Annotated in this window: 12 protein-coding genes; 9 read left to right on the top strand and 3 right to left on the bottom strand. The window is 60.3% G+C overall.

Annotated features, from left to right (window positions below; genetic code table 11):
* Nucleotides 1-1,170: 1,170 nt before the first annotated feature.
* The 3 genes from HYT87_18045 to HYT87_18055 form a co-directional block, all read right to left on the bottom strand.
* Complete coding sequence (locus tag HYT87_18045; protein ID MBI2061645.1) at nucleotides 1,171-1,413, bottom strand: YgiT-type zinc finger protein; 243 nt, start codon at nucleotides 1,411-1,413, stop codon at nucleotides 1,171-1,173.
* Nucleotides 1,382-1,684, bottom strand: a complete 303-nt coding sequence (locus HYT87_18050; protein ID MBI2061646.1) for a hypothetical protein — start codon at nucleotides 1,682-1,684, stop codon at nucleotides 1,382-1,384. Before HYT87_18050 ends, HYT87_18045 begins: the two co-directional genes overlap by 32 nt.
* A gap of 458 nt (nucleotides 1,685-2,142) precedes the next feature.
* Entirely contained in the window at nucleotides 2,143-2,583 is a 441-nt protein-coding gene (locus HYT87_18055; protein ID MBI2061647.1) for a retroviral-like aspartic protease family protein, read from the bottom strand.
* A 340-nt stretch (nucleotides 2,584-2,923) separates the two neighbouring features.
* Here HYT87_18055 and HYT87_18060 point away from each other — a divergent pair, with 340 nt between their 5' ends.
* From HYT87_18060 to HYT87_18100, 9 genes are all read left to right on the top strand, one after another.
* On the top strand, nucleotides 2,924-3,343 hold the full coding sequence (locus HYT87_18060) for a c-type cytochrome (GenBank protein ID MBI2061648.1): 420 nt from the start codon (nucleotides 2,924-2,926) through the stop codon (nucleotides 3,341-3,343).
* Nucleotides 3,344-3,355: 12 nt separating this feature from the next.
* Nucleotides 3,356-3,844 carry a cytochrome c3 family protein gene (locus HYT87_18065; GenBank protein ID MBI2061649.1) on the top strand — a complete coding sequence of 163 codons (489 nt, stop codon included), beginning with the start codon at nucleotides 3,356-3,358 and terminating at the stop codon, nucleotides 3,842-3,844.
* The gene (locus HYT87_18070; GenBank protein MBI2061650.1) at nucleotides 3,841-5,904 is read left to right on the top strand and encodes a molybdopterin-dependent oxidoreductase; all 2,064 of its coding nucleotides are present in this window, start codon (nucleotides 3,841-3,843) and stop codon (nucleotides 5,902-5,904) included. Before HYT87_18065 ends, HYT87_18070 begins: the two co-directional genes overlap by 4 nt.
* A 59-nt stretch (nucleotides 5,905-5,963) precedes the next feature.
* Nucleotides 5,964-6,632 carry a 4Fe-4S dicluster domain-containing protein gene (locus HYT87_18075; protein MBI2061651.1) on the top strand — a complete coding sequence of 223 codons (669 nt, stop codon included), beginning with the start codon at nucleotides 5,964-5,966 and terminating at the stop codon, nucleotides 6,630-6,632.
* Nucleotides 6,629-8,296, top strand: a complete 1,668-nt coding sequence (gene nrfD, locus HYT87_18080) for a polysulfide reductase NrfD (protein MBI2061652.1) — start codon at nucleotides 6,629-6,631, stop codon at nucleotides 8,294-8,296. The genes HYT87_18075 and nrfD overlap by 4 nt, the downstream gene beginning before the upstream one ends.
* Before the next feature lie 275 nt (nucleotides 8,297-8,571).
* Nucleotides 8,572-9,477: a slipin family protein gene (locus HYT87_18085; protein MBI2061653.1), complete on the top strand. Its 906-nt coding sequence runs from the start codon at nucleotides 8,572-8,574 to the stop codon at nucleotides 9,475-9,477.
* Nucleotides 9,478-9,490: 13 nt separating this feature from the next.
* On the top strand, nucleotides 9,491-10,723 hold the full coding sequence (locus tag HYT87_18090; GenBank protein ID MBI2061654.1) for a hypothetical protein: 1,233 nt from the start codon (nucleotides 9,491-9,493) through the stop codon (nucleotides 10,721-10,723).
* A gap of 119 nt (nucleotides 10,724-10,842) precedes the next feature.
* Complete coding sequence (locus tag HYT87_18095; protein MBI2061655.1) at nucleotides 10,843-11,283, top strand: hypothetical protein; 441 nt, start codon at nucleotides 10,843-10,845, stop codon at nucleotides 11,281-11,283.
* Nucleotides 11,284-11,424: 141 nt separating this feature from the next.
* A complete protein-coding gene (locus tag HYT87_18100; GenBank protein MBI2061656.1) occupies nucleotides 11,425-12,870 on the top strand; it encodes a c-type cytochrome in 1,446 nt (481 codons plus the stop codon).
* Nucleotides 12,871-12,891 lie beyond the last annotated feature (21 nt).

Here is a 12,891-nt window from a genome sequence, read left to right on the forward strand (position 1 = left end):
CCGCGTCAACCGAATCGTTCTGGCCATGAACCCTCCTTGTTGAGGAGAGCATAGCAGATATGGAGAATATGTTAAAGTACATTAGTGGGCATATTTAGCTCATTGTCTACACCGGTGCGTAGATTCCACACGCCAATACCCCGCCGTACCTGACCCCAGCTTGTCAAGCCTAGGGCGACTTTCTCGTTTGAGTCAATGATGCCGTCACTACATTCACCTGGGAACAACCCGATCAAAGGATCACATTTTAAGTCGGTTGACATTCGGGTGTCCGTGAACCAGTAGGCAAGCGTGTTTCCACCTAGAGAACTGAGACGATCCGAAATGGCAAGGCTGTTTGCCGTGCGTTCTTTCAAGCTCCTCGGTACAGACACCGCTGAGAGATCAGATAGGCGGAATACGCGATCGTATTGAAGGTATGCGTAGTCTCGTGACACCTTTATGGAACGTCCTTTTCCAAGGAACCTCGTCTGTCCTGTCCCTAGATCATGGACGTATACAGGGCTGGTGTCGAAGGGTGCACCTGGGTCTTCGAGGTATATGTCACTGTTCACGGCGTAGACGAGCCAATTCCCGCGTACCGCCCAATCGGTACTCCAGGGATGGTGAAGATTCCCTTCGTATAGTTCAGGGTGCAAGGTCTCAAGTGCTACCAGCCTCAAGTCCAATTCTGGGAGAGACCAGACGCTAAAAGAACCCTGCGCGTTTTTCCCCACGATTGAATTGCGGCTCAAGCCGAGAGGGGAAATTTGCAGCCGGATTTGTCTACCGGGAACACCTCTCTCATCTTCGCCTTTCCATTTCATGGTGAGGCTGTCCACAGTTAGAACATCATCGCTCGTAAGGTCCTTAACAAGAATACTGTACCGAACTAACTCCGGTGAAATGATTTCCCCCTCCGTCCATGCGGCATACGGCCAAGCAATTCGAACCGCATTGTCGTTACTCGCCCAGAATCTAAGGGGGATGAATCTCTTTCCCTCACTGTCGTCCCCACAGGAGGACCAGAGTGCAGCGGCCAATACAATAGAATAGCTCTTCCTAATCTTCCTCCAAACGCCGCGATCCACCGCTCAAGAGGGGGGGGTGGGGTCAGGCATGGGGGTTGACAAGTTTTGAGCACGCACCGGAAAGGAAGTTCAAGGCTTTCAACTCAGCATGACAGCGTTCTCATGCAGCGAGCGATTTGCGCCCCCGCAGAACAACCATGTCCATAACCTGGCTCGTGGAATAGTCAAAAATTTTCCGCCGGCAATGGCCACACCGCTCGTAGGGAAGATCAACAAAAGTATGAACCTTCCCGCCCACGCGGAGGCGAATGGTCCCCCGTTGGTACCGTAGCGCCTTTGCCCCGCAGAGCGGACAATACTGTACTGCCCTGCTAGATGGAACGCTTCGACGAGATAAAGACATAGAATACTTCATCCCCCGCTATCTTGCGGATGACTCCTTTGGTGTAAATCCACATTCCCGAGTAGTTCGGGCTCTCAATGACATACAGCTTCTCATGCGCCAAGATTGGTGACTTGGAACGAAGCGTCTTCTTGATGGCGTTGGCATTTACGATGGATTCTACAACATCTTCGACGGACAGACCATCCCGAAGCCGCTCGATTTCCGCCTTGTCCGTGAACTGAAGTTTCCGGGCGATGGCAAGTTTCTTTATCTTGGCAAGCGGACTCACGTACAGATCCTACCACCGGACTCTACCCCTGTCGTCCTCGTAGCTACCCTGCGTGCCCATCTTGCTATTCAGAATGGGGGCGTAGCCAGAAGGCGGGTGCGAATTCCGGGGCCTCAGGGCCCAGGGACGGCGTTCTCGGCCTTTCCGCGCTCCTCCGCTCCTCGATCCATCACCCAGCGTGTGGCTCGGCGCCCCGGCGCGCATGATCCCACCACCTGCAATCCGCCTGCGGCGGACTCGGAAGAGAGCCGCTTGCGCGCCCGTTTGAGGTGGTGGGATGATGAGGAGAAGTTCCCGGTCGGCGCTCGACATTCTTCCCATGTGTCACATCCGTGGAAATCCGGCACATGGACAGAAGGCTGGCGGTCAACTCTCGACCACACCGCAGGGTGCGGATTCCAATGCGGCTCAGCCGCCTGACCGGGTATGTTCCGAACCGGCTCCACGGACGGTTTGATTCAGGCTTGGATCGCTTGAACAGGGACGAGGCGCTTTCCATGGAGATCCACGTCCACGCTTGCATCGTCCATGGTATTCGTGCCGAGCAGAGGGAGATCCGCCTCATTTGCAAACACGACCGTGGTGCCGACCCATCGATCCAAGACCTTCACCTCGCACGGGCCGAAGGATCGCTCGATGATGCTGCCATCTGCCATTTGCAGCTTTAGCGCGCCGCGAACCGGGACCTTGAGGCGCTCCAAGAGATTCTTCGGGAGGGAGGTATAGGCGGCGCCGGTATCGACCAACACTTCAATTTCCTCACCTTTTCCGGGACCGCCGTTCCCCCAGCCTCCGACGCTGATTTTCGTGGTGAAGGGCCGTGCCATCTGTTTGAGTTTACACCCCGTGCAGGTCGCCGGCAACGCGGAAAAGGGGGCATTCATCATTTCCCAATTCATGCCGGCTCATCACAAAGCAGAGACGAAAAAGAAGAATGCCCCCTTTCTGTTTTGCAACGAGGGGTATTCTCGACATTGTGACTCTGTCACGCGGATGTGAATCCTTCGCGCAGCGCATAACCCTCGGTTCAATCGTCCATTTCTGAACCGGCGTTACTGCCGAACGAAGCCCTTCGTCGCTCTGTCGTGAATCGCCCTCTCGCACTCCCGCGGCATGGGTCGTAACACCCTGAACCATCGCCCTTCACGGGAAACCCCATCTTCGTCTGACGGCACGATTCCTGCGAACTCCTAGTGGAAGCAAGGTGATGGAAATTCTCTTGGCGAAGGAGGTTTGTAAATGAAATATCTGTCGTCACTGATCATTGTACCCATGCTCCTGCTGCCGGCCTTGGCCAAGGCCGGCCCCGACCCGAAGGAGGTCTTCTCGAGCAAGTGCTCCAAGTGCCACTCGATGAAGCTGGACAAGATCGACAAGAAGGTCTCCAAGGCGGGGAAACGGGCGAAAGGGCCCGACCTCTCCGGAGTGGGACTCAAGTACGAGGAGGCTTGGTTCTCGAAATGGCTGAGCAAGGAAGTGGAGAAAGACTCCCTGTACCAGCAGGGGAAGAAGATCAAACACAAGAAGAACTTCAAGAAAGAGGGAGAGGAAACCCTTAAGGCGATGGCCACCTGGCTCAGCCAGCACAAGACGAAGGTGGAGGTTTCTCCCGAGGAGGAGGGTGCAGCCGAGGAAGAGGAAGAAGAAAAGGAAGAGTAGTCCCTCTTATTCATGATGTCACAGACTGTAGGCCGGATCATGCTCGCGCTCCCTTTGTTCCTACAGGCTTGCAGTCGGCCGGTCAGCCAGCCCGTTGCGTACAACCACAAGGTCCACGTGGCCGGGGAAGAGATGGAGTGCAAAGAATGCCACGCGCGCGTCGAAATCGGTTTTCAGGCCACTCTTCCCGAACTCTCCGCGTGCGAGGACTGCCACTTGGAAGCACAAGGGGAAGGTCCCGAAGAAGCGAAGGTGGTACAGGCGGTAAATGACGCCGAACCGATCGGTTGGGAACGGGTGTACGCGGTGCCGGACCACGTTTTCTTCTCGCATCGACGGCACGTGAAAGTCGGCGAAATCGATTGCGTGGAATGCCATGGGGAGGTTCGGGATCGGACTCACCCCTTCACGGTCGCCACGCCGCCCATTTCCATGTCCCGGTGTATCAACTGCCACCGGGCGAAGAACGCCTCAACCGATTGCGCAGCTTGCCACCGATGAAACGGAGGGATTTCCTCGGCGTGGTGGCTGCATCCGCGGCGGCCTCCACCGCATGCCATGAAATTAACCTCCAGCGGATCGTGGGAGACGTGCCGGTTCGGCCGGCGCCGTCGCTCCGCCCCGGAATCGAAAAATACGTGGAGACCCTCTGCGGGGCCTGCGCCGCCGGCTGCGGGATCAGGGTCCGTGTGGTGGATGGCAATGCGGTCCAGGTCGAAGGCCTGAAGGACCATCCGGTCAATGATGGAGGCATCTGCCCGCGGGGCGCGGCCGAGATCCAGAATCTCTACCACCCGGCCCGGCTGTCTCAGCCGCTCCTTCGAAAGTCAAAACAGGAGCCGATGGAGGGCGTCCCCTGGGACGCCGCCTTGGCAGCGGCCTCCCTTGAGCTGCGCGCTGCGCAAGAAAGGCGGGCGGGCATTCTGTTCGTCGTGGGACCCACGGCGTCGCCGGCGGAAGTTGAGGTCGTCACGCGCATGGTCCAGGAACTGCGCGGCGCCGGTGTGGTCCGTCTCGCGGTACCCATGTACGAATTACCCGAAGATGCTTTTCGCCTCATGCTCGGGGTGGAAAACGCGCGATACGACTTACCCCGCGCGGAGTACATCCTGACGATCCAGTCGGATTGGCTGCAAGCCTCTCATTCCCCCATCGAGATGCAGAGAACCTTTGCCGAACTCCGCCGATCGCGCTCCGATCGGCGGATCCGCATGGTTCACGCCGGCAGCCGTCTTTCGATCACGGCGCTCAAATCGGACAGGTGGATTCCGATCCGTCCGGAGGGCGGGGCCGCTTTCGCCCATTCCATCGCCGCGGTGCTGCTGGAGAAGGGACGGCACGATCCCAAGGCCGAGTCCTTGAAAGGTTTTGGGAACTACCGAGAATGGGTTCTTTCGAGATTTGGGGGCGACAACCTTGGGCTGGAATGCGGGGTCGAACCCGAATCCATCCGCGAGGTCGCCGAGGAGTTTGGGAATCGTCGCCCCGCGATTGCCGTGGGCCGGCGAGGCAGCTTGGCCGAGCAATGCGCCGTAACCGCACTGAATCTGGTGGTGGGATCTATCGGCGTGGCGGGAGGTATTCTGCCGGGGGGCCGTGTTCCCATCCAAGCCGCTGCTTACTCCACCTCGCCCTCTGCGGATGGCTATCCTGCGGAGGTGACGGAAGGTAAACGGCCGTCGCCCCAAGTCGTAATACTCTACAAGGCGAATCCTCTTTTTGGCCTGGCCGATTCGACGGCCTGGAGCCGTCTGCTCGGTTCAGCGTCGATTCGCACTATTGTTCTCGGCTCTTTCGAAGACGAATCCGCCCGGACCGCCGATCTTGTTCTGCCCCTGTCCACACCCTTGGAGAGCCGCCAGTTCCGTTGGGGGATGACGTTTTCGAGAGAGCCGGTGCTCAGTGTCGGACCGGCCGCGCTTCCGCCTCTCCACGCTACGCGCAGCGGAATGGATGTCCTTTTCGATTTGGCCGGTCGGAGTGGGAGCAAGTTGCCGTGGGGAAACAGTGAGGAGTTTGTCAACCGGCTCTTGGCCGAGGCAGGGGCCGAAAGCCTCGCGAAAAAGGGCGGTACGTGGGCCTTCCCCGCCGAGTCCGCGAGGCCGGCAGGCTCCGCGAGATTCGTATTGGGTCCCCCCCCGGTTCCGGAATCGAAAGGGGCCGGGAAGAAGCTGCGCCTTGATGTTTACCCCCTCCTCGCTTTCCCGTACGGCGAAGGGGCACATCTGCCCTATCTCCACGGACTCACGGCGCCCAGCGGGCGCGAGGTGTGGTCGAGTTGGGTGGAAATCCATCCGGAAACCGCCGCTCAGCACGGCATTCAAGACGGAGACCGCGTTGAGGTGCGCTCCGACCTCGGCGCTCTTACAACCGTGGCGCGGGTCGCCCACGGTATCCATCCCTCCGCGGTGGCGATGCCGCTCGGCCTCGGTCGAAAAGCCCTTGGCGTGTTTGCAGACGGACACGGCGCCGATCCCACCGCACTGCTGGCGCCCTCATTGGACCCGGATACGCGTCGGCACACCTGGGAAGGGACTCAAGTTGAAGTGAGGAAAATCTAGTGTCAACCACCGCGCCCGATTCCCATGCAAAGAACAACGGTGGAAAGCACCGATGGGGAATGGTCATCGACCTCGATCGATGCACGGCGTGCGGGGCGTGCGCCGTGGCGTGCGCCCAGGAAAATAACGCTCCGTTCGGATCACCCACGGACAGTCCGGAGACGCGTGTCATCCGGTGGATGGAAGTTCTGCGCGCCGCGCAGGACGGAAATCACAACGCGACCGTGCGCATGATCCCGATGCCCTGTCAGCATTGCGAACACCCGCCGTGCACCAAGGTCTGCCCCGTCTATGCGACGTATCGGAACCCGGAAGGTCTCGTGCCGCAAATCTACTATCGCTGCATCGGGTGCCGGTATTGCGTGAACGCGTGCCCCTACACCTGCAAATACTTCAACTGGACTGAGCCCGAATGGCCCGAAACCTCCGTCCGGGGCCTCAACCCGGATGTCTCCATCCGGCACAAAGGCGTGACGGAGAAGTGCAACTTCTGCATGCACCGGCTCCAGCGAGCGAAAGACGACGCGGCCGCGGAAGGCCGGGCGATTCAGGATGGAGACTACCGCACGGCTTGCCAACAGGCCTGCCCCGCGAAGGCGATCACGTTCGGAAACCTGGATGATCCGTCCACTCAGGTTGCCCGGGCGGCCGAGAGCCCGCGGACGACCCACTTGCTGGAAGACTTGGGCACCGAGCCGAAGGTCTACTATCTGAGGGAGGGCGCATGAGATCCATTTCTCCACCGGCGCCCGCATACCTCAAGCCGCCCGTTTTTCTCCCGCCGACCCCCGCCTACATGCCTCCACCCGGGTTTGGCGCGCGGCGAGACTGGGCGTTCTACGTTCAGGCCGGAGGCTTGGTCGGGTTCTGGGGGTTCGCGCTGACGGTGGTGGGCTGGTTTGCCTGGCGCGCGTTCACGTTGCACCGGCTTGGGGACATCTGGCTGCCGGCCGTCTTCATCGGTTCGCTGGTAGGAGGCGTTTTCCTGCTTCTCGCCTCGGTCCTGACCTACACCTTCCTCGCCTTGGGCGCCAAAGGATCGAAATCCTATTCCGTGCCGACATTGGAACCGGGAGAAGAGGTCCTGCTGGCCCCCATCCTCGGGAAACCGAGCCCCGCTTTTTGGGTGGCGGTTCTGGTCCTCGGCTCCGTGGCCCTGGCGGCCCTCTATGCGTTCAGCCGCCAATTGCAATATGGCTTGGGCGTGACGGGCCTTGGCCGGCCCGTCTTCTGGGGCTTCTACATCATCAATTTCATCTTCTTTATCGGCATCAGCCACGCGGGCACGCTGATTTCAGCCATTCTCCGAATCTCCCAGGCCGAGTGGCGCCGCGCGATCACCCGCTCCGCGGAAGTCATCACCGTTCTTGTCCTGTTCTTCGGCGCGGGGAACATCATTCTCGACATGGGTCGTCCGGACCGCCTCCTGAACGTCTTCCGATTCGGACGGCTCGAATCCCCGCTCCTGTGGGACGTGTGCAGCATCACCACCTACCTGACCGGCTCCACCATCTACCTCTACCTTCCGCTCATTCCGGACATTGCGTTCCTCCGGGGCCGTGTTCAAGGATGGCGGCGGCATCTCTACCATCTCCTCTCTTTTGGGTGGGAGGATACGCCGGAACAAAGGGCGGTCATCGAGCGGGTGATTGCCGTCATGGCCGTCGTGGTCATCCCGGTGGCTATCTCCGTCCATACCGTCGTGTCGTGGGTCTTCTCCATGACGCTGAAACCGATGTGGCATTCCACCATCTTCGGCCCGTACTTCGTCGTCGGAGCCATCTACTCCGGCATCGCCGCACTTCTCATTGCCATGGCCATCCTCCGGAAGGCGTACCACCTCGAGGACTTCCTGAAGCCCGTCCATTTCAACTACCTGGGGATCCTGATGCTGGTCATGACCTGCCTGTGGTTCTACTTCACCTTCGCGGAGTTTCTCACGACTTACTTCGGCGGCGTCCCGTCAGAACTGTCCATCTTTTTCTCCAAGATCGGAGGATCGTTCTCGTGGCCCTTCTGGGCGATGGTGGCATGTTGTTTCCTTCTGCCCTTCACCATACTGGTCCGCGGGAAGGGGCGTTCCGTGGCGGGGTGCGTGGGGGCCTCCATTTTCGTCGTGATCGGAATGTGGCTGGAGCGCTTCGTCATCATCGTCCCCTCCGGTGTTCGGCCGATGCTTCCCTATCCGCAAAGCCACTACATGCCGAGTTGGGTGGAGATTCTTCTCTTTGCCGGGTGCATCTCGGGCTTCTGCCTGCTGTACGTCCTTTTCAGCCGGTTCTTCCCCATCGTCTCCATCTGGGAAGTCCGGGAAGGGCGACACCTCGCCGCGGGGGAAGTGGCGAAGCGTGTCCGAACCTATTTCCCGGGGCAAAAAGCGGCATCGGAGTAGACACGGAAATGGAACCGACCCGCCGCGCGTTCCTCGCTTTGATCTTTCCATCGAGGCTAAACCTCGATGGCCGCCATCGAGGCTTAGCCTCGGGGTCTGAGCAGAGGTGTCCATCCTGCGGCGGGGAGAGCGCCGATTCATCCGTTCTCCGCGCGCTCCGCCGATCTTTCGGCATGAACATGACTGAATGGGCCGCGTACTGTGGATCGTGCAGACGATCCCGTGTGCGTGAGAGCCTCACACGACTGCATTTGACCATTTGAAGGAGGTCTAGCATGGGCATACATCTAGTCACACTTACGATCGGGGCATTGCTCCTGGCCGCTGGAGCCGCCGCTTCGTTCCTGCTCGGGACGCCGCTCGGCATCGCCGGCGGGGTGATCGCCGCGGTTCTGTTCCTCATGGCGTTCCGCGTGGCCAAACAGTGGCAAAAAGCCGTGGTGCTCCGGATGGGAAAGTTCCAGGGCCTCAAGGGTCCGGGTTTTTTCGGCATCCTCCCCATCCTGGATGCCATCCCGTACTGGATCGACCTGAGAACGATCACCACGCCGTTCGCGGCGGAGCAGACTCTGACGAAGGATTCGGTACCCGTGGACGTGGACGCGGTCCTGTTCTGGCGGGTAGTCAATCCCGAACGTGCCGCATTGGAGGTGGAATCTTACGCGGACGCCGTCGCGTGGGCGGCTCAAACGGCCCTGAGGGACGTGATCGGGAGCGCCGACCTGTCCGACATGATGGTCGGTCGCCAGAGAATCGATCGCGTGCTGTCCGAGATGATCGAAAGCCGCACCTCGCCGTGGGGCGTCCACGTCGTTTCGGTAGAACTCCGGGACGTGAAGATCCCGGCCAGCTTGCAGGATGCCATGTCCATGCAGGCCCAGGCCGAACGGGAAAGGCAGGCTCGCGTCATCCTCGGCGAGTCCGAGGTGCAAGTGGCCGCCAAGTTTGAAGCGGCCTCCAAGAGCTACGCCGACCACCCCGTGGCGCTCCACCTGCGCGCCATGAACATCCTCTTGGAAGGGATGCGCCAGAACTCGACGGTCATCATCGTTCCCTCCAGCGCGGTGGAAACGATGGGGTTGGGAGCCATGACGGGCCTGACGGCTTTGGCCAAGGAGTTCGCGGCGCCGCCCACGGACAAAGCCGCGTCGCTCAAACCAGCCGGCCCTCCGGGCCGCTGAGGAGGGTACCGGGATGTGGGCTCAAATCATCGTCATCCTGGTCCTCGGGGCCCAGGGAGGGCCCACGCACAACTTCGAGTCGGCGGCATCCTGCGCCAAGTGTCACTCCAGCATCCACGCCGAGTGGCGGAATACGATGCACGCCCAATCGTATTCCGAGCCAATCTTCCAGATGGTTTTCCATCAGGTGGCGTCGGAGGCCGACCGAAGGTCCTGCCTTGTCTGCCATGCTCCCCTCGCGCAACGGACCGGCGACTTCACACTGGATGATCCCATCACGCGCGAGGGCGTGACCTGCGACGTTTGCCACACCGTGTCCAATCTGCCCGAGGTCGGATCGCCGGGCAGCCTCGTACTCAGTCCCGGCAAGACCAAACGGGGACCCTTCGCCGCGGAGGAACTGACCGAGAAAGGCCACAAGAACGAATATTCGCCCGCGCATCTCAAATCGGAGTTCTGCGGCGCCTGCCATGAGGTCGTGAACAAGCACGGGTTTCACGTCATGAGCACCTTCACGGAATGGGCGGAAGGACCCTATCCCCACTCCGGCACGCAATGCCAGAACTGCCACATGCCCGACGACGTCCGCTTTCCGATCGTGGACTCGGACGTGGTGGCGAGCATCAAGACGGCCACCTCGCATGGGTTCATGGGGGGGCACTCCCTCATCCAGGTTGAGAAGGCGGCGGAGATTGCGCTCGTCGCCGAGAAGACCAAGAAAAGCATCGAGGCGATCGTATATGTCACGAACAAGGAGTCGGGCCACAAACTGCCCACCGGCATTCCGACCCGCCAGCTGGTCCTGACCGTGCGCCTCCTGGACGAAGACCGCCGGCGCGTACTGGAGGAAAAGACGGCGGATTTTCGGCGCGTGGTGGCGGATGCGACGGGTCGCGAGATTGACGCCGACGATCCCGCCGGGATGCTGCTCAATGCGACGCAGGTCCTGCGCGACAACCGTCCCTCGCCCAAGGAAACGGTTCGGGAATCCTTCTCGTTCAAAGCCCCTGAGCCTCCAAGGACTCTCCATGTGGAGGCGGTGCTCGAATACCACCTCAAGCCCGATGTGCCGGGCCGTGGGCCGACCCACATCGAAATGGCGCGCGCGCAGTTCCCGCTGGAAGTGGAGGCGGGAGGGAGTCTGCTGAAGTCCGCCTGGATCCCGCTGGCCGTCCTCGGCGCCGCCTGGGCGCTGGTTTATCTCTTCCGGCGCGCAGGAGGCGCAAGCCGTGCCGGAAGCGACTAGGACGGTCGACCCGGCCGGCGTTCGTCCGGCCGCGGCGTCCCTCCTTCCGCAGCGAAGGGAAAAAACGAGTGAGCGAGGTTAATCATAACCGCCGTCGAATTCTTGAGTGGGAGGTGTTCATGCCGAAATCAATGCAATTCTCTCCTTCGGTCCGGGTTCTCGTCCTGCTGCTCACGGCTTACGGCTCACTGCTCACCCTGTCCGCGTGCGGTGATCCCTTCTCGCGCGGTGAAGCCAAAGAAGAAGTTGTGGTGAACGGGACAGTCGCGGCGCCCGAAGGGGTTGTCGTCGAGGACAAGATCGAGCTCAGTTTCAGCAGGGACGTCTACCCCATCCTTCAATCCAAATGCTCGGGCTGTCACGCCGGCGCGGGGTTTGGGTCCTACAAGCTGTCGGGCGTCGTCGCCAGCGACTACCCCACGATCAAGGCCCTTGTGAACACGGACTCGCCGGCGGAAAGCAAACTTCTTGTGAAGGGGATCACCATGGCCCTCACGGCCGGTTCGGCCGAATACGAAACCATCAAAACGTGGATCACCCAAGGCGCGGCTAATAACTGAAAGAAAGGCCCGTGCGATATCTAAGAGCCTCTAGCAGAAGGCCGATTCGTAGGGGAGCATCTTCAGATGCTCCCTCTTGTCGGGAGGGTCTGAAGACCCTCCCCTACGCATTTTGTTAGAGGCTCTGAAAAGGAGAACACAATGAGAAAAAACAGGGTCAAAACATTCAAAGGGTGGACCTTCGGCTTTCTGGCCATGTCCGTGTGTGCCGGAGTCCTGCTCGCAGGTTGCGGCAGCGAAACCGCTGACGTCGATCTCACCACGGCCAGCGTGGCCAACGGGGGCCTTCTCTACGACAAGTGGTGGAAGGTATCCAAACTGACCACGACCGAGCCCACGGACACCCATGCCCTTTATCCGGCCGATGGGAAACAGAAGGGAGCCGACACATGGCGGTGCAAGGAATGCCACGGCTGGGACTACAAGGGCAAAGACGGCGCCTACGCCAAGGGCAGCCATTTCACTGGCATAACGGGGATAAACGCGGCCGCCGCCAAGGGGGCAAGCAAGGTCTACGACGCCCTCCGTGGGAAACCCAATGCTTCCCACAATTTCGCGACGGTGTTGAGCGACGCCGAAGTGAAGGATCTGACCCGGTTCGTCCTGGAAGGTTTGTATGATTCCGGTGGCGTCGTGGGTTCGGACAAGAAGGCCACAGGCGGCGACGCGACTCAGGGCAAGACGGTCTACACGACTACCATGAGCTGCAACAACTGCCATGGGGATGACGGGATGAAGATCGAGTTCCATGACGAGGAATACCTCGGCGATCTCGCGCTCGACAATCCCTGGGAGTTTCTCCACAAGGCCCGTTTCGGGAACCCCGGCTCCACTATGCCCGGAACGGTTCCGCAGAGTGTGAGCAATGACGTGTTGCCGAACCTGCTGGCCTACTCGCAGTCGCTTGGAGCGGCGTGGGCCTCCGCGTCCCTGAAGACAGGCGGGCTCATCTACGACAAGTGGTGGAAAGTATCCAAGAAGACCACCACCGAGCCCACGGGCAATCACGCCTTGTATCCGTCGACCGGTAAGCAGAGCGGAGCCGACACGTGGCGCTGCAAGGAATGCCACGGCTGGGACTACAAGGGAAAGGACGGCGCCTATTCCAAGGGCAGCCACCTGACGGGTATCGCCGGTATCATCGGCGCAAAGGACAAAACCCGCGTGCAGATCGGCGACGCCCTGAAAGGTGTGTCCGTCGCCGGCCACACTTTTAGTTCACTGCTCAGCGATGAAGAGCTGGCATCGGTGACCAAATTCATCAAGACCGGGATCATCGATATGGCCACCTACGTTGATTCATCCACAAAAGCGGGAAAGGGCGACTCGTCCAACGGGAAAACACTGTTCGATGGCAAGGCGCAATGCTCAAGCTGCCACGGGACGGATGGCAAGAAGATGAACTTGGCCCACGAACCGCCCGAGGAGGAATACATCGGCGACATGGCGAACGACAATCCCTGGGAGACGCTCCACAAGATCCGGATCGGTCACCCGGGTGCAACCATGCCGAGCGGTCTGCAAGACAACGGCCTGACCGACAAAGAAACAGGAGACGTCCTGACGTACGCCCAATCTCTCAAGTGATGCGGGCTTTCGAAGATGCGG

It is taken from the genome of Nitrospirota bacterium, from assembly GCA_016180645.1.
Classification (GTDB): Bacteria; JACPQY01; JACPQY01; order JACPQY01; family JACPQY01; genus JACPAV01.